23 protein-coding genes are annotated in these 25929 nt (G+C 62.4%); 12 read left to right on the forward strand and 11 right to left on the reverse strand.

The window, feature by feature from the left end; genetic code table 11:
- Window positions 1–37: 37 nt before the first annotated feature.
- Window positions 38–904, reverse strand: a complete 867-nt coding sequence (locus tag BLT09_RS25940) for an AraC family transcriptional regulator (RefSeq protein ID WP_091598401.1) — start codon at window positions 902–904, stop codon at window positions 38–40.
- 131 nt (window positions 905–1035) lie between these two features.
- Here BLT09_RS25940 and BLT09_RS25945 point away from each other — a divergent pair, with 131 nt between their 5' ends.
- Window positions 1036–2286, forward strand: a complete 1251-nt coding sequence (locus BLT09_RS25945; RefSeq protein ID WP_280141223.1) for an MFS transporter — start codon at window positions 1036–1038, stop codon at window positions 2284–2286.
- A gap of 131 nt (window positions 2287–2417) precedes the next feature.
- Here BLT09_RS25945 and BLT09_RS25950 read toward each other — a convergent pair whose 3' ends face one another.
- Window positions 2418–3128, reverse strand: coding sequence for an ArsR/SmtB family transcription factor (locus BLT09_RS25950; RefSeq protein WP_236473075.1), 711 nt, complete (start codon window positions 3126–3128; stop codon window positions 2418–2420).
- A 77-nt stretch (window positions 3129–3205) separates the two neighbouring features.
- Here BLT09_RS25950 and BLT09_RS25955 point away from each other — a divergent pair, with 77 nt between their 5' ends.
- The 7 genes from BLT09_RS25955 (at window position 3206) to BLT09_RS25985 (ending at window position 8961) form a co-directional block, all read left to right on the forward strand.
- Entirely contained in the window at window positions 3206–3709 is a 504-nt protein-coding gene (locus tag BLT09_RS25955) for a DUF2938 domain-containing protein (RefSeq protein WP_091598411.1), read from the forward strand.
- 318 nt (window positions 3710–4027) lie between these two features.
- The gene (locus tag BLT09_RS25960) at window positions 4028–4669 is read left to right on the forward strand and encodes a 50S ribosomal protein L25/general stress protein Ctc (RefSeq protein WP_023799895.1); all 642 of its coding nucleotides are present in this window, start codon (window positions 4028–4030) and stop codon (window positions 4667–4669) included.
- A gap of 22 nt (window positions 4670–4691) precedes the next feature.
- On the forward strand, window positions 4692–5417 hold the full coding sequence (pth, locus tag BLT09_RS25965) for an aminoacyl-tRNA hydrolase (RefSeq protein WP_091598414.1): 726 nt from the start codon (window positions 4692–4694) through the stop codon (window positions 5415–5417).
- A gap of 97 nt (window positions 5418–5514) precedes the next feature.
- Window positions 5515–6618, forward strand: coding sequence for a redox-regulated ATPase YchF (ychF, locus tag BLT09_RS25970; protein WP_091598417.1), 1104 nt, complete (start codon window positions 5515–5517; stop codon window positions 6616–6618).
- A 259-nt stretch (window positions 6619–6877) separates the two neighbouring features.
- A complete protein-coding gene (gene corA / locus BLT09_RS25975) occupies window positions 6878–7852 on the forward strand; it encodes a magnesium/cobalt transporter CorA (RefSeq protein WP_091598420.1) in 975 nt (324 codons plus the stop codon).
- A gap of 126 nt (window positions 7853–7978) precedes the next feature.
- Window positions 7979–8494, forward strand: coding sequence for a MaoC family dehydratase (locus BLT09_RS25980; protein WP_091598423.1), 516 nt, complete (start codon window positions 7979–7981; stop codon window positions 8492–8494).
- The gene (locus BLT09_RS25985) at window positions 8491–8961 is read left to right on the forward strand and encodes a MaoC family dehydratase (RefSeq protein ID WP_091598427.1); all 471 of its coding nucleotides are present in this window, start codon (window positions 8491–8493) and stop codon (window positions 8959–8961) included. The genes BLT09_RS25980 and BLT09_RS25985 overlap by 4 nt, the downstream gene beginning before the upstream one ends.
- 166 nt (window positions 8962–9127) lie before the next feature.
- Here BLT09_RS25985 and BLT09_RS25990 read toward each other — a convergent pair whose 3' ends face one another.
- From BLT09_RS25990 to petA, 4 genes are all read right to left on the reverse strand, one after another.
- Complete coding sequence (locus tag BLT09_RS25990; protein ID WP_091598429.1) at window positions 9128–9673, reverse strand: adenine phosphoribosyltransferase; 546 nt, start codon at window positions 9671–9673, stop codon at window positions 9128–9130.
- Window positions 9674–9901: 228 nt separating this feature from the next.
- Window positions 9902–10774 (reverse strand): cytochrome c1, encoded by an 873-nt coding sequence (locus BLT09_RS25995; RefSeq protein WP_091598432.1) that lies wholly within the window; start codon window positions 10772–10774, stop codon window positions 9902–9904.
- A gap of 89 nt (window positions 10775–10863) precedes the next feature.
- Window positions 10864–12168, reverse strand: a complete 1305-nt coding sequence (locus BLT09_RS26000; protein ID WP_091598435.1) for a cytochrome b — start codon at window positions 12166–12168, stop codon at window positions 10864–10866.
- Window positions 12169–12184: 16 nt separating this feature from the next.
- The gene (gene petA, locus BLT09_RS26005; protein WP_027151039.1) at window positions 12185–12745 is read right to left on the reverse strand and encodes a ubiquinol-cytochrome c reductase iron-sulfur subunit; all 561 of its coding nucleotides are present in this window, start codon (window positions 12743–12745) and stop codon (window positions 12185–12187) included.
- A gap of 312 nt (window positions 12746–13057) precedes the next feature.
- Between petA and BLT09_RS26010 the strand changes: the two genes are divergently transcribed.
- Window positions 13058–13414, forward strand: a complete 357-nt coding sequence (locus tag BLT09_RS26010) for a cupin domain-containing protein (protein WP_091598531.1) — start codon at window positions 13058–13060, stop codon at window positions 13412–13414.
- Between the two features lie 315 nt (window positions 13415–13729).
- Window positions 13730–14347, forward strand: coding sequence for a cupin domain-containing protein (locus tag BLT09_RS26015; RefSeq protein ID WP_091598438.1), 618 nt, complete (start codon window positions 13730–13732; stop codon window positions 14345–14347).
- A 348-nt stretch (window positions 14348–14695) separates the two neighbouring features.
- Here the strand turns inward: BLT09_RS26015 and BLT09_RS26020 are convergent, their stop codons facing one another.
- From BLT09_RS26020 to BLT09_RS26035, 4 genes are all read right to left on the reverse strand, one after another.
- Window positions 14696–19300 (reverse strand): nSTAND1 domain-containing NTPase, encoded by a 4605-nt coding sequence (locus BLT09_RS26020; RefSeq protein WP_167366539.1) that lies wholly within the window; start codon window positions 19298–19300, stop codon window positions 14696–14698.
- Window positions 19301–19553: 253 nt separating this feature from the next.
- A complete protein-coding gene (locus BLT09_RS26025; RefSeq protein WP_091598444.1) occupies window positions 19554–19868 on the reverse strand; it encodes a DUF6665 family protein in 315 nt (104 codons plus the stop codon).
- Between the two features lie 30 nt (window positions 19869–19898).
- Window positions 19899–21782 carry an ABC transporter ATP-binding protein gene (locus BLT09_RS26030; RefSeq protein ID WP_091598447.1) on the reverse strand — a complete coding sequence of 628 codons (1884 nt, stop codon included), beginning with the start codon at window positions 21780–21782 and terminating at the stop codon, window positions 19899–19901.
- Between the two features lie 25 nt (window positions 21783–21807).
- On the reverse strand, window positions 21808–23682 hold the full coding sequence (locus tag BLT09_RS26035) for an ABC transporter ATP-binding protein (RefSeq protein ID WP_091598450.1): 1875 nt from the start codon (window positions 23680–23682) through the stop codon (window positions 21808–21810).
- Between the two features lie 871 nt (window positions 23683–24553).
- Between BLT09_RS26035 and BLT09_RS26045 the strand changes: the two genes are divergently transcribed.
- Window positions 24554–25012 carry a tRNA (cytidine(34)-2'-O)-methyltransferase gene (locus BLT09_RS26045; RefSeq protein WP_091598453.1) on the forward strand — a complete coding sequence of 153 codons (459 nt, stop codon included), beginning with the start codon at window positions 24554–24556 and terminating at the stop codon, window positions 25010–25012.
- 169 nt (window positions 25013–25181) lie between these two features.
- Entirely contained in the window at window positions 25182–25628 is a 447-nt protein-coding gene (gene soxR, locus BLT09_RS26050; protein WP_023799942.1) for a redox-sensitive transcriptional activator SoxR, read from the forward strand.
- Here soxR and BLT09_RS26055 read toward each other — a convergent pair.
- The gene (locus BLT09_RS26055; RefSeq protein ID WP_006202578.1) at window positions 25625–25882 is read right to left on the reverse strand and encodes a hypothetical protein; all 258 of its coding nucleotides are present in this window, start codon (window positions 25880–25882) and stop codon (window positions 25625–25627) included. The two genes, soxR and BLT09_RS26055, sit on opposite strands and share 4 nt — an antisense overlap.
- Window positions 25883–25929: the final 47 nt, after the last annotated feature.

Raw genomic sequence — 25929 nt, forward strand, 5'->3', positions numbered from 1 at the left:
CTGTAGCACCTTGATTTTGCGCATGATCCTTTCGGGGTCATGCGCTTCCGTTCGACACCCTGATGTTGTCCCTTGAGCCGCGCATATAGCCGCGCGGCGACGCCCCCAGCATGCGCTTGAACATGGTGATGAAGGCCGGCACGCTGTCATAGCCGAGATCGAGCGCTACCCTTGTGATCGGCTCGCCGTCCGCCAGCCTCGGCAAGGCCGCGAACAGGCAGGCCTGCTGGCGCCATGTCGACAACGACAATCCGGTCTGGCGATGAAAGGCGCGGGTGAAGGAACGCCTGCTCATGCCGACAATATCGGCCCATTCGTCGATCGTCGCGTGCGGCGAGGGTGCTGCGACGAAGCGCCGGCACAGTGCCGCAAGCCTTGGATCCGAAGGAAAAGGCAGGCCGAGCGGCCGTTCCGGCAGGTTCGGGATTTCGTGCAGCAGCAGGCTCATGATCAGCCCGCCGCGCCCCTCAAGCTCGGCGCCCTGCGGCAGCTTTTCCGATTCCACGATCAGGCTGTGCATCAGATCGGTGATGCCGACGACGCGTAAGCCATCCGGCAGCCCGGCAATGGCGTCCGGCATCACATAGACCGAGCGCATGCTGACGTCGCCAAGCATCTCGACGGAATGCTCGGTGCCGGCGGGTATCCACATCGCATGATCGGGCGGCACCATCCAGCGCCCATGCCGCGTCGTCACCAGCACGACGCCGACAAGCGCATGCAGCAATTGACTGCGGCTGTGACGGTGCTGCGGAACGTGGTAGCCGTCGGGAAATTCGGTCGGCAGGGCCACCGCCGGCCCGACAGCCTGCTCCAGCCATTGCCAGCGGCGCAACAGCCCGAGATCGGTGAACTGGCCGAGATCGGTGTCGCCCGCTTTGAAGATTTCTTTGCCATGCGGCATTGGCTATTGGCCCACTCGCGAAACTATTGGACCAAACCACGAAAGAAGTCGCCCGGCAAGTAACTTATAAGGCAGCGGGGCCATAAGGGCCGCCTGCGGGAGCGTCCGCCAAAAAGACCATGGAGCCTGCGTTGACTGATACGACAGCCACCTCCGCCGCCACGCCGGCGACGGCCAGCCACACTTCGGCGCAAGCGACGGCCTTCACCGTCATCCTTGCGGTGAGCTTCTGCCATTGTGTCAACGACATCATGCAGTCGCTGCTGTCGGCCATCTATCCGCTGCTGAAGGACAATTACCGTCTCGATTTCTGGCAGATCGGCCTTTTGACCTTCACCTTCCAGGTGACGGCGTCATTGCTGCAGCCGCTGATCGGCATGGTCACCGACAAGCGGCCGATGCCCTATTCGCTGCCCTACGGCATGGCGTCCTCGCTGATCGGCCTGGTCGTGCTGGCCTATGCCGGACACTACTGGCTGCTGCTGATCGGCGCGTCGCTGATCGGCATTGGCTCGGCGATCTTCCACCCGGAATCCTCGCGCATCGCCCGCTTCGCCTCGGGCGGCAGGTTCGGCCTGGCGCAATCGCTGTTCCAGGTCGGCGGCAATCTCGGCCAGGCCATCGGGCCGCTGCTCGCCGCCTTCATCGTCGTGCCGTTCGGCCAGACCAGCATAGCGTGGTTCGCCGCCGGATCGCTGATCGGCATCATCGTGCTGTGGCGGGTCGGCGGCTGGTACAGCCGGCTGCGCGCCTCGCTCGCCAACCGCAAGGCGGCAGGCTTCGTCTCGCCCTTCCCGCGCCGCAAGGTGATGAGCGCGCTGGCGGTGCTGACCTTGCTGGTGCTGACAAAAAACGCCTACGTTGCCAGCCTCGCCAGTTACTACACCTTCTACGCCATCGATAAATTCGGCGTTTCGGTGCAGATGTCGCAGGTCATGCTGTTCCTGTTCCTCGGCGCCTCGGCGCTGGGCATCCTGCTCGGCGGCCCGTTCGGCGACCGCTACGGACAGAAGCCGATGATCTGGTTCTCGATCGTCGGCGTGCTGCCGTTTACGCTGGCCCTGCCCTACGCCAATTTCGAATGGACGATGATCCTGACCGTGCTGATCGGCCTGATCCTGTCCTCGGCCTTCTCGAACATCGTCGTCTTCGCCCAGGAACTGGTGCCCGGCCGCGTCGGCATGATCGCCGGCATCTTCTTCGGCTTCGCCTTCGGCATGGGCGGCATAGCCGCCGCTGTGCTCGGCGTCGTCGCCGACATGAAAGGCATCGACTTCGTCTTTCAGATCTGCTCGTATTTGCCGCTGCTCGGGCTGCTGACGGTTTTTCTTCCCAATATGAGGCAAGCCAGGAAGATCGAGGAGGAGACCCCGATCGGGTGAGGCTTGAGTTGGATTTCGGCCTTAAAGCTGGGCTGTCATTGCTCTCAGGAGCCGGCTTCGGTCTGGCGAGATTGTGACCGGAGTGCCCAGCGATATTCGGGCGTGCCCGGCGACGCCGGCTTCGGCTTCTGTCAGCCGCTTTCGTAGTTCATGCTGTCGACATCAAGGCTTGGGGTCAGCCACTCGGGAAAGCCGCCTTCGAACCGGCGTGAGGCCCAGCCTCGCGCCCTCAGGATTGCCAGCGCGTCAGCAGAAAGAACGCACTGGACACCACGACAATAGGCGACGATGACCTTCTGTCGTGGAAGCTCCGCAAGTCGTTCTTCCAACTCACCCACGGGAATGTTGATCGCACCCGGCAAATGCCCGGCCGCGTATTCCTCTTGCGGCCGGACGTCGAGCAGCACGACTTCGTCGTCCCGCATGCGACGCACCAGTTCCTCGCGCGAGATGCTCTCCAGCCTGTCCGGCCGGCTCATAGTGTCATCGATAAGCTCGCGGATTTGCTCGCGCCTGTGGTTCGCAAGGCTGCGCAGGGCCCCAAGCACGTTTTCGATTGGACCATCGGCCAAACGATAAAGCACGCGTTTCCCGTCTCGCCGGGTCTGCACCAAGCCGGCCCGCTTGAGCTGTTGAAGATGCTGCGAGGTGTTGGCCATGGCGATGCCGGAAAGTTGCGTCAGCTGCTCCACGGCCAGTTCGCCGTCGGCTATGTGGCGCAGAAGAACCAGCCGGTGTGCATGCCCCAGCGTGCGGGCGAGATCGGCTATTTCGTCAAAGATCGGATGATGGACATCTGCGTTTTTCATATCGCATGGTACAATAATCAAACGATCAATCAATACATTGATTGTTTTATTTGAAGCGGCTAGTGTCCGGCGCCCGTGACAGGAAGCATGGACAAGGCAGGAGCAAAAAAATGAACGAGCAGTTGGAGTTCGTTGTCCGCGCAGCCGCGATCGGAACGGGGGCGACGGCGGTGATGGATCTTTGGGGATTGTTTCTGAAACGAACGTTGGCGATTCCGCCGCTTGATTATGCTTGGGTCGGCCGCTGGATCGGCCACTTTCCGCGAGGACGTTTCGCACATGCGAATATCGCGCAGGCGCCCCGAATTCGCGGCGAAACGCCTGTTGGCTGGGTCGCGCATTACACGATCGGCATCGTCTTTGCTGCATTGCTGATGGCAGTATGGGGCCTCGACTGGGCACGAGACCCGACATTGCTTCCCGCCCTTGTTGTCGGCATGTCCACTGTCGTTGCCCCGTTTTTCATAATGCAGCCAGCCTTTGGAGCCGGAATTGCAGCCTCGAAAACGCACAATCCGAGCACCGCGCGTCTGCGCGGCCTCATCACTCATCTGTCCTTCGGCGTCGGGCTGTATGCCGCTGCGTTGTTTTCCGCACACCTGTTCCCGATCTGATACTGGTCGATTGCGGTCGGCTTTCAGGACACAACCCCAATATTTTGCAAATGCGGGAGCAAGCACGAATTCAAAAGCGAGACACTGCCCACCCGCGTTCGCCACCCGCCTTTGGCTTGCACCCCGCCCCACCTTCCGCTATAGAGCCGCCACCCGCGTAGACACCCTTGGAGGCAACGCGGCGGAAGGCTGTCCGGCCTCACGTGATCCCAAAAAGATTTTGGACCAGATCATGTAAGGCCATGACGGCTTTCGACGTTTACGGCCCAGGCATCTCGCCGGCCGCGAACGCTCCAGAACAACGCGAAAGGAAATGCCATGAGCCAAGCTTCTTACGAGCTCAAGGCCGAAGCGCGCGAACAGGTCGGTAAGGGGTCCGCCCGTGCAGTTCGCCGCAACGGTAAAGTGCCTGCAGTAATCTACGGCGACAAGCAGCCTCCCCTGGCGATTGCGCTGACCTACAAGGACATCTACTACAAGATCCATGGCGGCGGGTTCCTGACCACGATCGCCACGATCGATGTCGACGGCAAGAAGATCCAGGTCCTGCCGAAAGACTACCAGCTCGACCCTGTCAAGGATTTTCCAGTCCATGTCGACTTCCTGCGCATCGGCAAGGACACCGAAGTCAATGTCGACGTGCCGGTCCACTTCATCAACGAGGACAAGTCGCCCGGCATCAAGCGCGGCGGCGTGCTCAACATCGTGCGTCACGAGGTCGAGTTCCACTGCCCGGCCAATGCGATCCCGGAATTCATCACCGTCGATCTCACCGGCACCGATATCGGCGATTCGATCCACATCTCGGCGGTCAAGCTGCCGGCCGGCGTCAAGCCGGTGATCTCCGACCGCGACTTCACCGTCGCGACCATTGCCGGCTCCGCGGCGATGAAGCCGGAGGCGGAAGAGACGGTCGAAGCGGCTGAACCCGAAGCGGCTCCTGCCGACGAAGAGAAGTAATCCTTTCCGCTCGGAGGTGACGATGCTGCTGTTTGCAGGCCTCGGCAATCCGGGCGCGAAATACGCCAACAATCGGCACAATGTCGGCTTCATGGCGGCGGACGCAATCGCCCGCCGCCATTCCTTTTCGCCCTGGTCGAAAAAGTTCCAGGGCCTGATCGCCGAAGGCACGCTTGCCGGCGAGAAAATCGTCCTGATCAAGCCGCAGACCTTCATGAACCTGTCCGGCCAGTCGGTCGGCGAGGCCCTGCGCTTTTACAAGCTTGACGCTTCGGCGCTGACCGTCTTTTATGACGAGATCGACCTTGCCGCGGGCAAGGTGCGGGTCAAGGTCGGCGGCGGTTCCGGTGGCCACAACGGTATCCGCTCGATAGACCAGCATGTCGGCAAGGATTTCCGCCGTGTGCGCATTGGCGTCAGCCACCCTGGCGTCAAGGAAATGGTGCATGGCCATGTGCTTGGCGATTTCGCCAAAGCCGACCGCGAGTGGCTGGACGTGCTGCTCGACACCATCGCCGACGATGCCGGACTGCTTGCCAAGGGCGACGACAATTCCTTCATGAATCGCGTGACGCTGGCCTTGCGCGACAAGCTCACGCCGACGGGCGACGACGACCGCCCACCACCCAAGGCGCCGAAAGCACAAAGCCACGTTCGCCAGGCGCGGCCGCAGCAGCCGGCAGCCAAGCTGCCCGAAACCGGCCCGATGGCCGCCGTGCTGAAGAAGCTGTTTGGCGGCAAGGATTGAGCCTGGCCACGGATCGGGGCTGCAGGGCTTGACGTTCGTCACCCGTTTCGCCCATAGCCCTCATCAAATTACGATTTCCCGATAGGACCGGATAAAAATGGGTTTCAAATGCGGCATCGTTGGCTTGCCCAACGTCGGCAAGTCGACGCTTTTCAACGCGCTGACCAGAACGGCGGCGGCGCAGGCCGCCAACTATCCGTTCTGCACCATCGAACCGAACACCGGCGAAGTGGCGGTGCCCGACCCGCGCCTGCAAAAAATCGCGGCGATCGGCAAGTCGAAGGAGATCATCCCGACCCGCATCTCGTTCGTCGACATCGCCGGCCTGGTGCGCGGCGCCTCGAAAGGCGAAGGGCTGGGCAACCAGTTCCTGGCCAATATCCGCGAGGTCGACGCCATCGTCCATGTGCTGCGCTGCTTCGAGGATGACGACATCACCCATGTCGAGGGCCGCATCGATCCCGTCGCCGACGCCGAAACCGTCGAGACCGAGCTGATGCTCGCCGATCTCGACAGCCTCGAGCGCCGCATCGTGCAGTTCCGCAAGCGCGCTTCCGGCAAGGACAAGGAGGCGCTGACCGTGCTTCCGATGATGGAAGCCGCCCTTGAACTCCTGCAGGCCGGCAAGCCGGCCCGCATCCTGCTCAAAAATATCTCCGCGGAGGATCTGCGCATCCTGCAGGGGCTGAACCTGCTGACATCGCACCCCGTGCTCTATGTCTGCAATGTCGCCGAGGCCGATGCTGCCACCGGCAACGCACACACCAAAGCGGTCGAACAGATGGCTGCCGCGCAGGGCGCCCGCACCGTGGTGATTTCGGCGGCGATCGAAGCCGAGGTCGCGCAGCTCAGCGACGAAGAGGAAATGGAATTTTTGGCGACCCTGGGGCTCGACGAGCCCGGCCTGAACAAGGTCATCCGCGCCGGCTACGAGCTGTTGCAGCTCATCACCTATTTCACCGTCGGGCCGAAGGAGACGCGCGCCTGGACCGTGCACAAGGGCGCCAAGGCGCCACAGGCGGCAGGCGTCATCCACACCGATTTCGAGCGCGGCTTCATCCGCGCCCAGACCATCGCCTACAACGACTTCGTCACGCTGGGCGGCGAAGTCGCGGCCAAGGAAGCCGGCAAGGCGCGCGACGAAGGCAAGGAGTATGTCGTCCAGGACGGCGACATCATGCTGTTCAAGTTCAACACCTGAGCCGACCGACGGCGCCTTCTTCCTTCTCTGGTGCCAAGCTGGAACACCCCTCATCCGACCTCGATTCGCGAGGCCACCTTCTCCCACAACAAGGGGAGAAGGAAGAGACTGCACGGGCCTTTCCACCCGGCTTGACTGCCCGCAACGCCCGGTCTAAGGGGCGTCTGCACCGGCCCTGCTTTCGTCGAAAGCGCGTGCAATCCGAAACGACGCGCCCGCTCCAACCTATCCTTTTGGCCTCAGCAAGGGAGACCCGGCGATGATCAAGGCATTCGTCGTGGACAATGATCGCCTGCGCCTTGCCGACGATCTCCTGGCAAACAGCGACCAGGTCGTCTGGGCCGACCTTGTGAGCCCGACAAAGGAAGAGGAAGCGGCCATCGAGGCCTGGCTCGGCGTTGCCATTCCGACGCGCGAGGAGATGGAGGAGATCGAGATTTCGAGCCGCCTCTATGTCGAGGACGGCGCCTATTTCATGACCGCCATTCTGCCGGCCCAGACCGAGGCCGACGATCCCCTGATGTCGCCAGTCACCTTCGTGCTGGCCGGCAACAGGCTGATCACGGTGCGCTACCACGAACCGAAGGCCTTCAAGACGTTTCCGCAGCGTGCCGAGAAGGTGGCGACCGGCTGCACCAGCGGCGACACCATCCTGATCGGCCTGCTGGAGGCGATCGTCGACCGCCTCGCCGACATTCTGGAGCGCGCCGGCCGCGACATCGAGACGATCTCGCGCGACATCTTCCAGCCAAGTTCGACCAAGGCGTCGAAGCGCAATCGCGATTTTCAGGAATTGCTGAAAGCCATCGGCCGCAAGGAGGACATCGCCTCCTCGATCCGCGACAGCCTGATCTCGCTGCAGCGGCTCGCCGGCTTCCTCACCCACGCCTCGACCCAGACCAAGATGAGCAAGGACATCCGCGCGCGCATCAAGACCTTGTCGCGCGATGTGCTGTCGCTCGCCGACCACGCCACCTTCCTGTCGCAGAAGATCAACTTCCTGCTCGACGCGACGCTCGGCATGATCTCGATCGAGCAGAACGCCATCATCAAGATCTTCTCCGTCGCCGCGGTCATCTTCCTGCCGCCGACGCTGGTCGCTTCGATCTACGGCATGAATTTCAATGTCATGCCCGAACTGACCTGGAGCTTCGGCTATCCTTTCGCCATCGGCTTGATGATCCTCTCGGCGATCCTGCCCTTCTGGTATTTCCGCCGCCGCGGCTGGTTGTAGAGGCTCGGAGCTTCCATTCCCGTTGAGCGTGATGGCCTGGCGCACCAGAAATGACTTGACCGCCCCGCCTGCATCCGGGAAACCCGATCCGTGGCGATCGTACAATCTTGAACCGGATTCCAGACCATGACCGGAAAGAACGCAAAGACCTCGGCCCATGAAAAGACTGGGGCCCATGAAAAGACCTGGGCCTATGAGGATTTCGTCGAGGGCGCATCGCTCGACCTCGGCACGAAGCTGGTGAGTGCGGCCGAGATCGTCGAATTCGCGCAAGAGTTCGATGCGCAGCCAATGCATCTCGACGAGGCGGCGGGCAGGGCCAGCATCCTTGGCGGGCTGGCGGCCTCCGGCTGGCACACCTGCGCGATGTTCATGCGCATGCTGTGCGACGCTTTCCTGCTGGACTCGACCTCGCAGGGCGCGCCTGGTGTCGACCAGGTCCGGTGGAAGCGGCCGGTGCTGGCCGGCGACATCTTGAGCGGCAGCACCACCGTCCTTGCCAAGCGTCTGTCCAGGTCCAAGCCGCAGCTCGGTCTCGTCACTTTGCGCAGCGAGCTTTTCAACCAGCGTGGCGAAGGCGTCTTCGAACTCGAGAACACGGTCATGTTCCTCGCCCGTGATGCCGCACAGGGCCGCTCATGACATTGGACGAGTTCTTCTGCATCGGCGTCACCGTCACCCTCGGCTCGCACAGATTCGAGCCCGAGGCGATCAAGGCGTTCGCCAGGAAATACGATCCGCAGATATTCCATCTCGACGAAGAGGCGGCGAAGAACAGCGTGTTCGGCGGCCTGTGCGCTTCCGGCTGGCACACAGCTGCAACCTGGATGAAGTTGAACCTCGAGACCGGCGTGGAAGCCGAGGGCGTCCGCTGGGCCGGCGCTGGGCCCGCCCCCGAATTCGGCCCCTCGCCCGGCTTCAAGAACCTCAAATGGCTAAAACCCGTCTATGCCGGAGAAACCGTGACCTTCACCCGCACCGCGCTTGCCCACCGCCCCATCGCATCGCGGCCGGGCTGGCGAGTGCTGACACTGCGCTCGGAAGCTTTCGATTCGACCGGCGACAAGGTCATCGAGTTCGAAAGCGCCGTGCTGGTGAAAGTGGAATAGTTTCTTCCTTCTCCCCTTGTGGGAGAAGGTGGATCGGCGCGTAGCGCCGAGACGGATGAGGGGTGCTCCAGCTTGGCACTGCGGCACTCCATGCAGCACCCCTCATCCGACCTCGCTTCGCGAGGCCACCTTCTCCCACAAGGGGAGAAGGCAGAGCCGCGTCCTCTCAATGCCCTTCGAACCCGATCAGCGTCCTGACCGGCACGCCGAGCGCCTCGAGCTTGTCGCGGCCGCCGAGGTCCGGCAGGTCGATGACGAAGCAGGCGGCGAGGATGTCGGCGCCGATCTGCCGCAGAAGCTTGACCGCTGCCTCTGCCGTGCCGCCGGTGGCGATCAAATCGTCGACGAGGATCACCTTCTCACCCGGAGACACGCCATCCCTGTGCATCTCCATCTCGTCCAGCCCGTATTCGAGGCTGTAGGCGACGCGCACCGTCTCGTAAGGCAGCTTGCCCTTCTTGCGGATCGGCACGAAGCCGGCCGAGAGCTGGTGGGCGACGGCGCCGCCAAGGATGAAACCACGCGCCTCGATGCCGGCGATCTTGTCGACCTTCTGGCCGGCATAGGGATGCACCAGCTCGTCGATGGCGCGGCGGAAGGCGCGCGCATTGCTTAGCAGTGTGGTGATGTCGCGAAACAGGATGCCCGGCTTCGGATAGTCCGGAATGGTGCGGATCGCGGCAAGCAGCGTGTCTTCGAGCGAAGGTTTCATGGGGCGGCTCTCCGGGCGTTCGTCCGACTTGAAGACGTGAGGGGGAATTTCGGCCGATCGTAACCCGGCGCGGCCGCCGACGGCTACCGCGATGTGGCGCCTGGAAAGAAAATTGTCCGGCAAAGGACCGGAGCCGGCGGCCTTCGGAGGCGGTCTTCGGAGGCAGTCCTCAGAACATGCAAAAAGGGCGCCCTTCGGCGCCCTTTTGATCCCGTGGTTTTCCGTAGCTCAGTGCGCCACGCCGGCCCACACCTTGCGCTTGGTCAGATAGACCAGCGCGCCGAACAGCAACAGGAAGACCAGCACGCGAAAGCCGGTCTTCTTGCGGGCTTCCAGATGCGGCTCGGCTGCCCACATCAGGAAGGCCGACACGTCGCGGGAATACTGGTCGACCGTCTGCGGCGAGCCGTCGTCATAGGTCACCTGATCGTCGGAAAGCGGGTTGGGCATCTTCAGCGAGACGCCGGCTATGAAGTACGGATTGTAGTGGGTGCCTTCCGGTATCTCCATGCCCGCCGGCGGCTGCTCGTCATAGCCGGTCAGCAGCGAGTGGATGTAGTCGGGACCGCCCTGGGCGTATTGCGTGAAGATGTCGAAGACGAATTGCGGAAAACCGCGCGTGACGCCGCGCGCCTTGGCCAGCAGCGACATATCGGGCGGCGCAGCCCCGCCATTGGCGGCCGCTGCTGCCTGGTCGTTGGGAAACGGCGCCGGGAAATGGTCGGACGGTATGCCGGGACGTTCGAACATGTCGCCGGCATCGTTGGGACCATCGTTGATCGTGTACTCGGCGGCCAGCGCCTTGACCTGCGCTTCCGAATAGCCAAGATCTTCCAGCGTGCGAAACGCCACCAATTTCATCGAATGGCAGGTGGCGCAGACTTCCTTGAAGACCTTCAGCCCGCGCTGCAACTGCGCCTTGTCGTAGGTGCCGAAAGGCCCGGCGAAGCTCCAGTCCATCTCCTTCGGCTGGTGTATCGGGAAATGCGTCGGCGCGGCTTCGCTGTGCGCCTCCTCCTGGGCGATCGCCCCGGTGGTCGCGGCCGCGGTGCCTGCCAGCACAAGGCCGAGCAGCGCCAGCGAGGTGAGAATCGTCTTCATACCAAATCCCCTTGAGATTCTCTGGCGCGCTGTCGTCGTCTCGAGCATGATCTTGTCCGAAAACCGGTCTCCACTTTTCGGGGTCATGCTCAGCCCTTGGTTTCCGGCGCGGCTGTCGCGCGAGCCGGATGCCCGCCACCGCCACCCTTGTTCTTCTCGAGAACTGCCTCGGTGATCGAGTTCGGCAATCGGCGCGGCTTCTCGACCAGGCCCAGCACCGGCAGCACGACCAGGAAGAAGGCGAAGTAGAACAATGTCGCCATCTGCGCCATGAAGACGTAGCTGCCCTCGGCCGGCTGCGAGCCCAGCCAGCCAAGCAGGACGGCATCGATCACGAACAGCCAGAAGAACAGCTTGTACCAGGGCCGGTAGACCGCCGAGCGCACTTTCGAGGTGTCGAGCCACGGCACCAGGAACAGCATGGCGATGGAGCCGAACATCGCGAGCACGCCACCGAGCTTGGAGTTGATCGGCCCGATATTGAAGGTGATGGCGCGCAGGATCGCGTAGAACGGCAGGAAGTACCATTCCGGCACGATGTGGGCCGGCGTCTTCAGCGGGTCGGCGACGACGTAGTTGTCCGGATGGCCGAGAAAGTTCGGCAGGTAGAAGACGAAATAGGCGAAGATGAACAGGAACACCAGCATCCCGAACGCGTCCTTGATGGTCGCGTAAGGGGTGAAGGCGACGGTATCGGTCTTCGATTTGACCTCGATGCCGGTCGGGTTCGACTGCCCGACCACATGCAGCGCCCATATGTGCAGCACGACGACGCCGGCGATCATGAACGGCAGCAGGTAGTGCAGTGAAAAGAAACGGTTCAGCGTCGGGTTGTCGACAGCGAAGCCGCCGAGCAGAAGCTGCTGGATCCATTCGCCGACCAGCGGAATGGCGGTGAAGAAGCCGGTGATGACGGTCGCGCCCCAGAACGACATCTGTCCCCAGGGCAGCACATAGCCCATGAAGCCTGTCGCCATCATCAGGAGATAGATGATGCAGCCGAGGATCCACAGAAGCTCGCGCGGCGCTTTGTAGGAGCCGTAATAGAGGCCGCGGAAGATGTGGATGTAGACGGCGACGAAGAAGAACGACGCGCCGTTCGAATGCAGATAGCGCAACAGCCAGCCCGAATTCACGTCGCGCATGATCTTCTCGACCGAATCGAAGGCGAGACTGCTGTCCGCCGCGTAGTGCATGGCCAGCACGATGCCGGTCAGCATCTGCGCCGCCAGCATAAGCGCCAGGATGCCGCCGAAGGTCCACGCATAATTGAGGTTGCGCGGCACCGGATAGGCGACGAAGCTGTCATAGACCAGCCGCGGCAGCGGCATGCGGGCGTCGACCCAGCGTCCGATACCGGTCTTGGGCGTATAGGTCGAGTGTCCCTCGCTCATCGAAATGTCCCTCGCCTCAGCCGATACGGATCTTGGTGTCGGAAATGAACTGGAATACCGGCACCGACATGTTCTCCGGCGCCGGCCCGCCGCGGACGCGGCCGGCGGTGTCGTATGTCGAACCGTGGCACGGGCAGAACCAGCCGCCGAACTCGCCTTCCTGGCCGAGCGGAATGCAGCCGAGATGGGTGCAGACCTGGACCATCACCATCCAGGCCTCCTTGCCCGGCATGGTGCGGTTGGCGTCCGTCGCCGGCGCATCGGCCGGCAGATTGGCGTTGCGAGCGAGCGGATCCTTGAGCTCGGCCAGATTGACCGCCTCGCCGTCCTTCATCTCTTGTTCGGTGCGATTGCGCACCACCACCGGCTTGCCGCGCCATTTCACGACAAGCGACGTTCCCGGCGTCAGCGAGGAGACGTCGACCTCTACCGAGGCCAGCGCCAGCGTCGAGGCATCCGGGCGCATCTGGTCGATGAACGGCCAGGCGACGGCACCCGCGCCGACCACCGCGGCCATGCCCGTGGCGACGTAGAGAAAATCACGACGGTTGGGATCCTGGATGTCGGTTGCGCTCACGGGTGCCTGATCCTTTCGCCTCTTCCGTGCCGGTGGCCGAGGCTTGTTCCCCGCTCTTTCACGCCAACCCGACAGCGCATGGCGAACAGGCTAGCGAATTCCTCCGGCAATTGGCCTTCGGTTTATGCGTGAAGCCCGTTTTTGTCCAGACGGGTGAAGGCACAAGGGCAGATTGTCGCGGGGACGCAATTCGACGGCGGACGGCGTGGCGACGGGCACATGTCGAACACGGCGAAAACGAGCGAAATCAACCCGCGAAGCAGCGCGTGCGTTGTCTCGACAGGAGACCCAGCCTCGGTCTATCCTCGGCTCATGGCGCATGTCATCGACCGCGACAAATGGGCCAGGACGCCCGACCGCTCGCCCGACCATTGGCAGGGCGAACTGCAGTGCGGTGCCTACGGCTCCAGAAGCTGCCTGATCTTCAACCATCTGCCGGAGATCGGCGGCGGCCCGCGGCTGCACATGCATCCCTATTGCGAGATTTTCATCATCCGCACGGGCACCGGGCTGTTCACCGTCGGCGACCGGCAGATCGAGGCGTCGGCCGGCCAGATCCTGATCGTGCCGCCGAACACGCCGCACAAATTCACCAATCTCGGCCCAGGCGCGCTGGAGACCACCGACATCCACGAAAACGGCAGCTTCATCACCGAATGGCTCGAGTAGACCCCGAACCGAAAGTCCGCGTCAGCGAATAGCGGAACCGGTTTCGGAAAAGACCATGGTCGAACTGGTGGTGAGAATCCGACGCTTGGTACCCGAGGTTAGACAACCGCTTTGGGTGGAATGCTGCCATTCGTCTCGTCGATTGGGAACGAGAAAGTGGCGCCATTAACGGACCTTCGTGCGATCCGACTTCTTTGGCGGCAGGCGCTCTCGGCGTGGCCCGAAATTTGGTCGTGCCGTAAGGCGGCACAGATGTTATCTTAGTAGAAACTAATATTAATGCCGAGGGGACAACCATGCAAAGGAGGACCAACCATGAAGCCGCATTCCCTCAGCGCCCGCCGTATTGGCCTGCTCATGTTCTCACTGTGTGCTTTCGGGCTGATGACGTCAGCCTCAATGCCCGCAGACAGCAAATTCGCCGTCGAGCCGGTGGTTGAGAAAAAGCTGAAGGAACTGCCGCCCGGACCATTGTTTTGGCGGCTGGAAAATTTCCCAACGCTGGCGCAGGCCCAGAGCGCTGCGGGCCCGACCTCACTTGCGGCGGAGGTCGCAGGCAAGGTCTGGCTGTTCACGCTTGGACCGAAGGATGGCTCCACGCCCGGCGGAACCAAGGTCGTCGAGATCGGACCCCTTCCGCCGATCAGCGCGAGCGAGTATTTGCTGCGCGTCAACCGCGCCGGTGGAGCGCCCGGTGCCAAGTCGGCGATCCATACACATCCGGGACCGGAGGCCTTCTATGTGCTGGCCGGCAAGCTCGGCCAGAGGACGCCCCACGGCGTGACCTATGCTGAAGCCGGCACGACCATGACCGGACACGGGGCCAACACGCCGATGGAGGTGTTCAGCGCCGGCACAACCGATCTCGACGAGCTGGCCATCTTCGTGGTCGACGCCAATCAGCCGTTCTCGTCGCCGGCCAGCCTCGACTGAGGCGCGAATGTTTTGGACGAGCTGAGGCGGCACCCCAAGCGAAGATCCGCAAGATTCCAGAAATTTGGATCTTCGCTTACACGCATCATCGAATGTCAGTTTTGGTCCTCAATCCTGCCACAGATGACAATTCCTGGTACCTCCGCTCTCCACCCCGGCCGGACCTTCCTGAGCCTCATCAAGCAATCTGAAGCCGAACGCACCAACCGACGATGTGCGCCACTGCAGTCGGCTGCGAACGGCTCAGCATTGACCGCTATGAGATCCAATGCGCGCCTTTGAGACAACGGCGATGGGCTACGGCGTGGCCGTTGAGGTAACGATACCAGTCATGGGCGTTGGGCGACATCAGCTTGGACAAGCGCTAACGTCGCCTTCTACGGGAAGGAAGAAGCGACGCCGTTCGCACGCGGTCAGTTCGCGTGGAACAGTTTGCTTCGCGAAATCGATGAGTTCTTGGTGTGTCTGAAAAGCCCGTATGACGCGAACGCCTTCATTATGGGATACAATCACTATCCTCGTTCCATCCGAATTAAAGGCCGCGCGCGTCAGTGCTGGTCGCTTGTTCTCCTCGTCCGGACTGACAAGTACTGCCATCTGGCGCCCCGATTGAGCTGCCCAAAGACGGACCGTTCGATCCTGGAATGAAGCCGTCACGACATAAAGGCCATTGCCACTGAATTGCGCACTATTCACTCCGCCACTGTGTCCCCTTAGAACTGTTCTTTCCGTTCCTTCCGGGACGCCCCAGGTTCGTACGGTGCCGTCGCGTGAGGCAGTCAGCACGGACCGGCCGTCCTGGCTGAAGGACACTGTTGTCAGCTCGTTGCTGTGCCCTTTCAGGATCGCGACGGTGCGTCCGTCTTTGACCGACCAGATCCGCGCCGTGTGGTCGAGCGAAGCCGTGGCAACCAGTTGGCCATCCGGACTGAATGCCGCGCCGGTTATTGAGCGCTCGTGCCCGACCAGTTTCTTCAGTTCGGTCCCGTCCGGTTTCACCAGGTGTCCCGCGCTGCCGGTCGCAGCGAAGACGAGATCGCCATCCCGGTTGAAAACAACCTGCGGTAACGTCTTGCTTGAAGGGATGGTGGCGACTTTGGCGCCGCTCGCGGCGTCCCACATCAGGGCGGCACCGCGACCCGAACCCGCCGCCAGAAGGCTTCCCGCCGGGCTGAACTGAATATGACGCAGTCCAATGGGCGATTTGATGGTCGCGAGCTGACGTTTACTCGCAACATCCCAGACCAGAACTCGGCCCGCGAGAGATACGGTTGCGACCCGAGTTCCGTCCGGGCTGAACGTCGCACTGTGGACGATCTCGCCTGTGTCGAACTTGGCAATCTCGCGTTCGGTCGTGACATCCCAAAGGTGTACTTTGGCGTCCCCGCCTCCAGTCAGAAGATGCACGCTATCGGGACTGAAGACCGCAAAGGTCGGTGGATATTCATGCAGCAGATCCGTCGTCAGAATCCCGTTGACGTCCCATAGGCGAGCGGTGCCATCGTGTGAAGCGGTGAGAAGAGTGTTGCTGTCGACCGGACTGAACTCCACGTGTTCGATCAAGGCATCATGGCCGGCAATGGTTGTGAACAGCGACGCTCGACCGACGTCCCAGATGCGTATCGGACCGTCGATGGATGTGGTCACCAGGAGGCGATCGTCGGGGCTGAACGCGCTGTTCATTTCCTTGTAGGGGTCATAACCGATGTCAGCCAGTTTCAAGTTCGGGGTCTCCTGGCCAAGCACGTCAAGCAAGGTTCCCGACTTGCCGTCCCAAATCCGTGCGCTGCCATCGAGCGAGACCGTTGCGATCTGGCGGCCACCGTGACTGAAGATGACACCCTGCAGTTGGGTGTCGCTCTTGTGGCCGGCCAGTCTGGCGATCTCGGTCCCGTTCCCAACGTCCCAAAGGGCGGGCAAACTACTGTATGAAATTGTGCCCCACGAGCCTACCAACAGCCGGCTTCCGTCGGGGCTGAATGTCAGCATGGATGCCCAAGTGCCTACATTCCATTCATGGATCAGAGTGCCATCCGTGGCATTCCAGACGAAGACCTTCCGCGCTTGTGAAGTCGCAAAACTGCGACCATCCGGATTAAAGTCGGCCAATGCATCTCCAATGTCTGATGCACCTCCGGTGCTGCCTACGCTCAGGAGTTTCGTTCCCGTCCGGGCGTCCCAGAGTGACGCCTGAACGTTTAATCCCTCTGTCAGCACCCGCTCGCCGTTAGGATCGAACACAGCCGTAGGATAGGCGCCGGACGACTCGAGCACAGCACGTTGCTCACCGGACGCAGCATCCCAGATGCGCGCGGTGCCGTCCGTTGCGGCCGTAATGACCCGGCGTCCGTCCGGACTGAATCCGGCTCTCTCCACAGGTCCCCGATGGCCCTTCAAGACTGCAATCTCGGTACCTTTCGAGACGTCCCAAATGCGTGCCGTCTTGTCGTGGGACGCAGTGACAATGCGATCGCCCGTCCGATTGAAGACGGCCTGCGTCACTTCGGCGTCGTGTTTGAACACCATCGTCTGGCGGTGTGCCAGCAGAGCGTTGAAAAGTGCGGCCTCCGCTTCAAAGAGATGTGGTCGCGCAGGCTTCGCTCCGCTCTTAGGCAACGCCTCCAGCGCCAACAGGATCGCGGTCTCCGTATCGCCGCTCGCTGCGGTTTGCTTTGAGAGAAGCGAGAGCGAAAGAGATTGGTTGCGGAGCGCCTGGTCTCGTGCTGCGAGGGCGTCCTTTTCGGCCGACCTCGCCTTGTCCGCGCTCTGTTCCGCCAACTCCGCTTGCCGCGTTGCTTCCTGTTGTCCTTTAAACCCGAAGAACGCGCCCGCGCAGGCTATGAGAGCCAATACGGTTGCCACGATCGCAGCATAGCGCGTGCGTCGCGCGAGCCGGCCCGCTGCCGTGGCTGCGAGAGTACGGCGTTCGGCCTCGCGCTCCAGACGTTCAGCCTCGCGCTCCAGACGTTCAGCCTCTCGCTCGAGGCGTTCGCGTCTTGCAGCTTCAGCGGCCTCAATCAGTGCCCGCTCGCCTTGCCGGTCCTTCTCCTCCCGCTCTTTCTGGGCACGCGAAGAAGCCTCGATGTAGGCGATGACCTGATCGTCGACTTCTTCCCGTCTCGACTGCAGCAGTTCCTCGCCTTCAGCCAGACGCTTGCCGGATGGCAGGAGGAGTTCCTGGTTCCTGTTATCCGAGTGCCAGCGTTGGGCATCGGCCATGAGCCGAGCCCGCGCCTCGAGGAATCTCCTGTTTGCATTAACAATATTGCCAGCGCGCGGCCACCGGCTCAACAAGGCTTCATGGGCCACGCGGACGAAGACGTGGCCTGCGGCATCCTCGTCGCTGACGAGGAGGCGAGCGGCGACCAGTGCTTCAACGAGAGCCAATCGTTGAGGTGTGCCCGTGACCTCGGCGCGCAAGGCCGGACGTGCCGCAACGGCTTCATCACCCGGGCGCACCGTGGTAAGGGCACGCAACACGACTGGCAGCTCCTCCTGGATGTCGGGCGGGAGCGCGTCAACGACTTCGTCGGCGCGGCGCGCGATCGCCCCTTCGAAACCGCCAAGCGCCTGATACGCAGCAAAGGTCAAAATGCGCTGCTCCCGCCCCGCCTCGTACAGAGCGTCGAGCACAAATTCGAGAAGCGGCAAGGATCTGGGATCAGCAGATGCCGCACCCCGCAACACATCGTCGAGCCGCCCGCGATCAGGACTCTCCTCGAAGCGGAGCCCGGCGGCGCGGGCCGGCTCGCGGATAATCTGGGCGATCTCGGGCCCGGACGGCGGCAAAAGCTCGTAGCTGCCGAGCCCATCCTTCAATTCCGAGAAACCGGGGACTTCGCCACAACGGTGAAAGAAATCAGATCTGATCGTCGCAATCACCCAAACCAGTCCACTGCCGGCGAGAGCTGCGAGGAACCGCAGCAACGCCGCACGCGCTGCCGGCTCATCCTCCGTCGTGAACAACTCCTCCATCTGGTCGATGGCCACGATCAGTCGCAGTCGCGTAGGGACTGAACCTGCTGCGGCCGCAGCTTTGGCGTGGGCCTGGCGTACCAGCGCCAAAGCTCGATCAGGCGAACTCCGACAGAGTCGAGCCAACGCTGCCGGTTCGCAGCCAAGCTCGGGGAGTGCATCTTCCCGAAGCAGCCCCGCAGCCAATGATGTGACAGGATCAGACCCATCCGACGGGCGGACCAGACAGCGGCGCCAAAAATTGATGCCAGCCACTGCGCCGGGTCGAGTGATGGAAGGCAGCAGCCCGGCTCGAAGGAGAGAAGACTTACCGGAGCCACTCATACCATAGATGAGCAGGAATGCCTTGCCATTGGCAGCTTGCTGCTCGAGGCGCTCAATGCAGTCGGCAATCGCGCGGGTTCGGCCGAAGAAAAGGTCAGCGTTTTCGAACTCGAAGGGGTTGAGACCTCGAAAGGGCGACGTGACCTGCTCCTCCGAGGCGAGCGGCACGCGGTAAGCGTGTACAGGCCGAGCGATGTTCTTCACCCTGTGCTCGCCAAGATCCACGAATTCCAGCGAGAGCCGATCACGTGCCTGTGCGTAGACCGCTTCCGAAATGCACATTCCACCCGGGTGTGACAGCGCTTCCAGACGGGCAGCGACGTTCACACCGTCGCCCATGAGATTGTCGCCCTCTACGACGACATCGCCAAGATTTATGCCGATGCGAAAGCGCAGTCGGCTCGCCTCGGAAAGCTCAGCATTTTGTTTGTCGACCTCGAATTGGATTTCGGTCGCGCACCGAACCGCTTCGACAGGGCTCGCGAACTCGGCGATGACGCTGTCCCCAGCGCTCCCGAATATCCGCCCCTCATGTTGCTCGATTACCCGGTCAATGATCTGACGATGCGCCCGCAGCGTCGCAAGCGTCCCTTCCTCGTCTCTGCCTGTCAGACGGCTATAGCCAACTGCGTCGGCAGCGAGGATGGTAGCCATTCTGCGATGAACGCGATCCAAGCCGGAACCCTCCCGCGATCTCGCAACATCCTAGTGGAAATGGTGCCTTTTGGGGAGGGGCGCCCAACTAACCGCAAGGGGTCCGCTTCCGGCGTGCAACCAGACATCCCGCCTGTGTGGCGGCAATCACTGCGTTAGGTCAACTTATTCCGTAGCGCGAGCGAATCTGGACGACTGGAACGGGTCGAGTATTTCGTCCTCGGTACCAAGCGTCAGATTTCAACACTGGTATCTATTTCGCGCCGAGCCTGGCCAGCACGGCCTTGGGAATATTGTATTCCCGGATCACCGCGTCGTGCTTGCGCAAGCCGCACAATTCGCGCTGGATGAAATAGGCGTGGACGGCCTCGGCCGCGTCCTTGAGCAGCTGGGCGCGATGTTCGCCATCGTCGCCATGCTCTCGCAATCTCGCTAGCGTCTCATCCACGCGCCGGCCGGCGCGGCCGAGCGCCGCCGCCTTTTCGCCGAGGATTTCATGGCCGAGCAGGTCGAGCGCGCTCTCCTGCGCCCCCGACCGTCCGAAATTCGATGGCATTCGCACCGACATGATTCACTCCGGTTTTGCTGAAATCTGGCCCTACTCCGCCGGCCGCGTTTCCTCCAGCACGCTCTCCTCGTTGAACAGGAAGCCGCCGGACTGCCGCTTCCACAGCCGCGCATAGAGCCCGTCTAGCGCGACCAGCTCGTCATGCGTGCCTTGCTCGACGATGCGGCCGCCGTCGAGCACCACCAGGCGATCGAGCGCGGCGATGGTCGACAGCCGGTGCGCGATGGCGATGACCGTCTTGTTCTCCATCAGCCGCGCCAGATTTTCCTGGATGGCCGCCTCGATGTCGGAATCGAGCGCCGACGTCGCCTCGTCGAGTATCAGGATCGGCGCGTCCTTGAGGAAGACGCGGGCGATCGCCACGCGCTGGCGCTGGCCGCCAGACAATTTCACGCCGCGCTCGCCGACAAAGGCCTCATAGCCTTGGCGACCGCGATTGTCGCGCAAGTCGAGGATGAAGTCGTGCGCCTCGGCCTTCCTCGCGGCCGCGATCACCTCGGCGTCGGTTGCTTCCGGCATGCCGAGCTTGATGTTGTCGCGCAAGGAACGGTGGAAAAGCGCGGTATCCTGGCTGACGACGCCGATGTTGGCACGCAGCGAATTCTGCGTCACCTTCGAGACGTCCTGGCCGTCGATGGTGATCTTGCCGGCCTCGAGCTCGTAGAGGCGCAGGATCAGATTGGCCAGCGTCGTCTTGCCGGCGCCGGACGGACCGACCAGTCCGACCTTCTCGCCCGGCCGCACGACAAGATCGATGCCGTTGAGCACGCCGAATCCCTTGCCGTAGTGGAACTCGACGTTGTTCACTTCGATCCGGCCGCCGGTCACGACAAGCTCCTTGGCGTCGGGCGTATCGGTCAGGCCGAGCGGCTGCGAGATCAGCGCCTTCGAGTTTTCCAGCACGCCGAGATTCCGCAGGATGCTGTTGAGCTGCATCATCAGCCGGCCGAGCAGCATGTTGAGTCGCAGCACCAGGGAAAGCGTGAAGGCGACGGCGCCGACGGTGATCGAGCCTCCGATCCAGAGATAGACGGCAAAACAGGCGATCGCAGTGATCATGATCCCCGACAGCGTCGTCAGCGCCATGCGCACGCCGGTCAGCCTGCGGGTGAACGGGCGCAGCGCATCGAGATAGATATTGAAGCCGCTCCTGATGTATCGGTCGTCGCCATCGGCGGAGAACAGCTTCAGCGTCTGCACGTTCGAGTAGGAATCGACAAAGCGGCCGGTGATCATCGAACCGGCCTCTGCGGTCTGCTCGGCATGCTTGCGGATTGCCGGCAGATAGCGCCTGGCCAGCCAGCCGAAGGCGGTGATCCAGATCACCACCAGCGCCGCCAGCCGCAAGTCGAGGCCGGCGACCAGCACCAGCGTCGTCACCGTATAGACGACCATGAACCAGACGACCTCGATGAAGCTTTGCATCAAATCGCCGGTCGCCTGCCCGGCCTGCCAGACTTTTGTTGCGATGCGGCCGGCGAAATCGTTCTGGAAGAAGTTGTAGGACTGGCGCGAGACATGGCGGTGCGCCTGCCAGCGCACCAGATTGTAGAAGCCGGGGGTGATAGTCTGCTCGTCGACCAGCGCCGCCAGGCCGACGACGATGGTGCGGATGACCAGCACCACGGCGGCCATGAAGACAAGTTCGGGGCCGGCGGCAGTCCACAGCGCGTCCCAGCTGCGCTCGCCCGGGATCTGGTCGAGAATGTCGACCAGCCTGCCGACGAAGTAGAACAGCCCAGCCTCGACCAGCGGCGCAATGCCGCCGATGACAAGCATGGCGAAGAAGGCGACCTTCGCCTGGCCGACATAGTGCCAGAGGAAACCGCTGACGCTGACCGGTGGCCGAAGGTCCGCGGGCTCCCTGAACGGATAGACCCAGTTCTCGAACCAGCGATAGACGGCAATCATCATTCTGGTGCCATCATTCTGCGGCCCATCATTCCGCTGCTTGACCCTTGACAATGGCATCGTTGGCGGCCGCACCCTCGTCGAGCAGGAAGCCGCCCGACTGACGCTGCCAAAGCTGCGCATAGAGCCCGCCGCTGGCGACGAGTTGCTCATGCGAACCCTCCTCGATGAGGCGGCCCTTGTCCATGACGACGAGCCGGTCCATCGCTGCGATGGTCGAGAGCCGGTGCGCGATGGCGATGACGGTCTTGCCTTGCATAAGCTTGTAAAGGTTCTCCTGGATTGCCGCCTCGGCCTCTGAATCCAGCGCAGACGTCGCCTCGTCGAGGATGAGGATCGGTGCGTCCTTCAGCATGACACGGGCAATCGCGATGCGTTGGCGCTGGCCGCCGGACAATTTGACGCCGCGATCGCCGACATGCGCATCGAAACCGGTGCGGCCACTGGCGTCCGAAAGCTTTGATATGAAATCAAGCGCCTCGGCGCGGCGTGCTGCCTCGACCAGCATCTCGTTGCTGGCGTCCGGTCGGCCATAAAGGATGTTCTCGCGCACCGAGCGATGCAGCAGCGAGGTATCCTGCGTGACCATGGCGATCTGGGCGCGCAGCGAATCCTGCGTCACCGCCGCGATTTCCTGGCCGTCGATCAGGATCCTGCCGCTTTCAAGGTCGTAGAAGCGCAATAGAAGGTTGACCAGCGTCGACTTGCCGGCGCCCGAGCGGCCGACGATGCCGACCTTTTCGCCCGGCCTCACCGTCAGCGACAGGCGTTCGATCATGCCTTTCTGCTTGCCGTAGTGGAAGCGGATGTCCTCGAAACGGATCTCGCCCTTGGTCACGACAATGTCCTTGGCGCCAGGCCTGTCTTCGACGACGCGCGGCAGCGAGATCGAGCTGATGCCGTCCTGCACCGTGCCGATATTCTCGAACAGGGTGGACATCTCCCACATGATCCATTGCGACATGCCCCAGAGCCGAAGCACGAGGCCGATGACCAGGGCGACGGCGCCGATCGTCACCACCTGGCCGAGCCAAAGCCACAGCGAGATCGCAGTGACCGAAAACAACAGCAGTGAGTTGAGGACGTAGAGCAGGCCGTAGAGCTGCGTCACCAGCCGCATCGACCGGTAGACCGTATCGAGAAAGCCGGCCATGCCTTCCCGGGCGAAGGACGCCTCGCGCCGCGCATGCGAGAACAGCTTGACCGTCTGGATGTTGGAGTAGCTGTCGACGACGCGGCCGGTCATGGTCGAGCGCGCGTTGGCCTGCTCCTCGCCGACCTTGCCCAATCGCGGGATGAAATAGCGCAGCAGCAAGACATAGCCGGCAAGCCAGACGGCAAGCGGTGCCGCCAGCCGCCAGTCGGCCGAGCCGACAATCAACAGCATGCCGAGGAAATAGACCACGACATAATTGAGCACGTCGATGAGCTTGATGACGCATTCGCGCACGGCGAGCGCCGTCTGCATCAGCTTGGTCGCGATGCGTCCGGCGAACTCGTCCTGGTAGAAGGCCATCGACTGCTTGAGCAGATAGCGATGCACCTGCCAGCGGATACGCATCGGATAGTTGCCCATCAGCGTCTGCTGGTTGAGGAGCGCATGGAACCAGACCGTCGCCGGCAGCGCGAAAACCACGATGAAAGCCATGCCTGCGAGCTTCCAGCCCTCGGTCTGCAGGAATGTCTCGCGATTCTGCACCGACAGCCAGTCGACGATCCGGCCCATGAAGCCGAACATCCACACCTCGGCAAGGGCGATAGCCGTCACCAGCATCGCATCGATTGCGATGTAGGGCCACGCGCCGCGCGTATAGTGGACGCAGAAGGCGATCAGCGTCTTCGGCGGCTCGACCGGCTCCTCGGCAGGGAACGGATCGAGCCTTGTTTCAAACCAGCGGAACATTGTCTTGGTACTCACATGCTCGTTTTCGCTCACGCCGCGCGGGAGTGCGTAGCGTCCTGGGAGCGCATGGCGTCATGGTTCGCGTGGCAGCAAGGACCGGCGTCCCGGAATCACCCGGGCCGCCGATCCTGCTTCGCGCAATATAGGATGTCGCGGGCTTTTCGCCGACAGGCTCGTTTGACGATCCTGACAGCGCTGTGTCGACGACCCGGAGTTTCGCGCCGGTTTTTGCGGCAGGGCGGATCAGCCTGATGATCCGGCGCACCAGCGACGGCCGGCTGCGGTCGGGAACCGCGCGCGAGAAATCGACGTCCGGCAGCATGCCGCGATGTGGGCGCCGGCGGGTTTCGGCGTGAACCGCCGACGAGTAGGTTTCGCCAACCAAAAGCGCCCAGGTCGCCATCCTGCGCTCGTGAAGGTTTCTTGAACCGGGAATTTTGCAGGGATCGAACATCGGTCCGTCCTCCATGTGAAAATAGGGAAGAAAATCCGGCCTGTTCGCAGGTGAATGGCCAGCGAATGGCGGGGGTTGAACAGCGGCGTGCTCAGGCGGGGCGTTCAGCCCCTTCGACAGCTTGAAAAACATCGCAGGATTCCTTCGAAGACCGAAAAAGGGTTTCGGCTAAGAATCGGTGCGATCGAAATCTAAAAGGTCAGGAGAATCGTCGAACCGAAACCGCCGGCAGGCTGGTAAGCCCACATGAGGGGCGCTGGATGTGCATGATCATCATGAATTACCCCTCCATCGGTTCGGGTTGACAATGCCCGGCGTATAACCGACTTCGCAGAAAATGACCACCCGCCGGTCCAGAAATTTCCAAAACCGCGAACCTGTTGTGGCCGATCTGCCACTTATTAGAAGGATGCGGAAATGAACAACCGTCTCCGCATCGCGCTCTACCAGCCGGATATCGCCGGCAACACCGGGACAATCCTGCGCTTCGCGGCTTGCCTCGGTCTCGGCGTCGACATCATCGAACCGGCCGGCTTCCCGCTCTCCGACCGGGCGCTGAAACGGGCCGGCATGGATTATCTCGAAATGGCGGCGCTGACCCGGCATGTCGACTGGCAAGCCTTCGAGCACTGGCGCAGGGGCGAAGCGCGGCGGCTGGTGCTGCTGTCGACCAGAGCCGCGACCGCCTATACGGATTTCGCCTTCGCCGACGCCGACATTCTTCTGTTCGGCCGCGAATCCGCAGGCGTGCCTGACCCTGTCCACGAAGCGGCGGATGCGCGACTGATCATCCCGATGCAGCCGGGCGCGCGCAGCATCAACGTCGCGCTTTCCGTCGCCATGGTGGCCGGCGAGGCGATCCGGCAGCTCGGATAGGATTTGCAGATCCTCAGCGGGTGCAGCGATTATGGCGGCTTTCTCGCCGACGACCGCACCGGTGCTTGTCATTCTCACCCAGGCGCACATCGCCTTCTCCTGCGGTTTGCATATCAAGGGTTTCTTCGTTACAAGCTCAACTTAACTTGAGGTCAAGCGGAAAATTCAAATGGCTGCGGTGACGGAATTGACGGTCGGCCAGGTGGCCACGCGCAGCGGGGTGGCAGTGTCGGCGCTGCATTTCTACGAGGCGCGCGGATTGATCCGCAGCCACCGCACATCAGGCAACCAGCGGCGCTACGGCCGCGACGTGCTGCGGCGGGTGGCGATCATCAAGGTGGCACAGGAGGTCGGCATCTCGCTGGCCGAGATCGGCGAGGCATTGGCATCGCTGCCTGAAGGCCGCACGCCGACGCGCGGGGACTGGAATGTGCTTTCAACCGCCTGGCGCGACCAGCTCGATCGCAAGATTGCCCAGTTGAAGAAGCTGCGCGACGGGCTGACCGATTGCATCGGCTGCGGCTGCATGTCGATCGACAAGTGCCCGCTGCGCAACAAGGAAGACCGGCTGAGCGCCCAAGGCCCGGGCGCAAGGCGGTTGTTGGTCGCTCGCTAATCCGCCGCCGGCAATCGCCTGATGGTGAATTCGATGACGTCGCCCGGCCGCTCGAACCAGCTTTCGATCTCGGTCCAGTAGGCCTGCTTGGGAAAGCGCTCGAACCACTCCTTCGCCTTGAGCCGCGCATCGGAGCGCGGCAGGACGAAGGTCTCGCGCAAAAACCCGTCGCGCGGCATGCGCTCGCGCTCGGCGCGCGAACGGTCGAGCCTCTTCTTCAGGCCATCCAGCGGCGGTCTTGCCGGAGTGCGCACGAAAGAACTCCATTCACACTTGACCCTTGCACCTAAGAGATTAGGGA

The organism is Mesorhizobium muleiense (assembly GCF_900099905.1).
Taxonomy (GTDB): domain Bacteria; phylum Pseudomonadota; class Alphaproteobacteria; order Rhizobiales; family Rhizobiaceae; genus Mesorhizobium; species Mesorhizobium muleiense.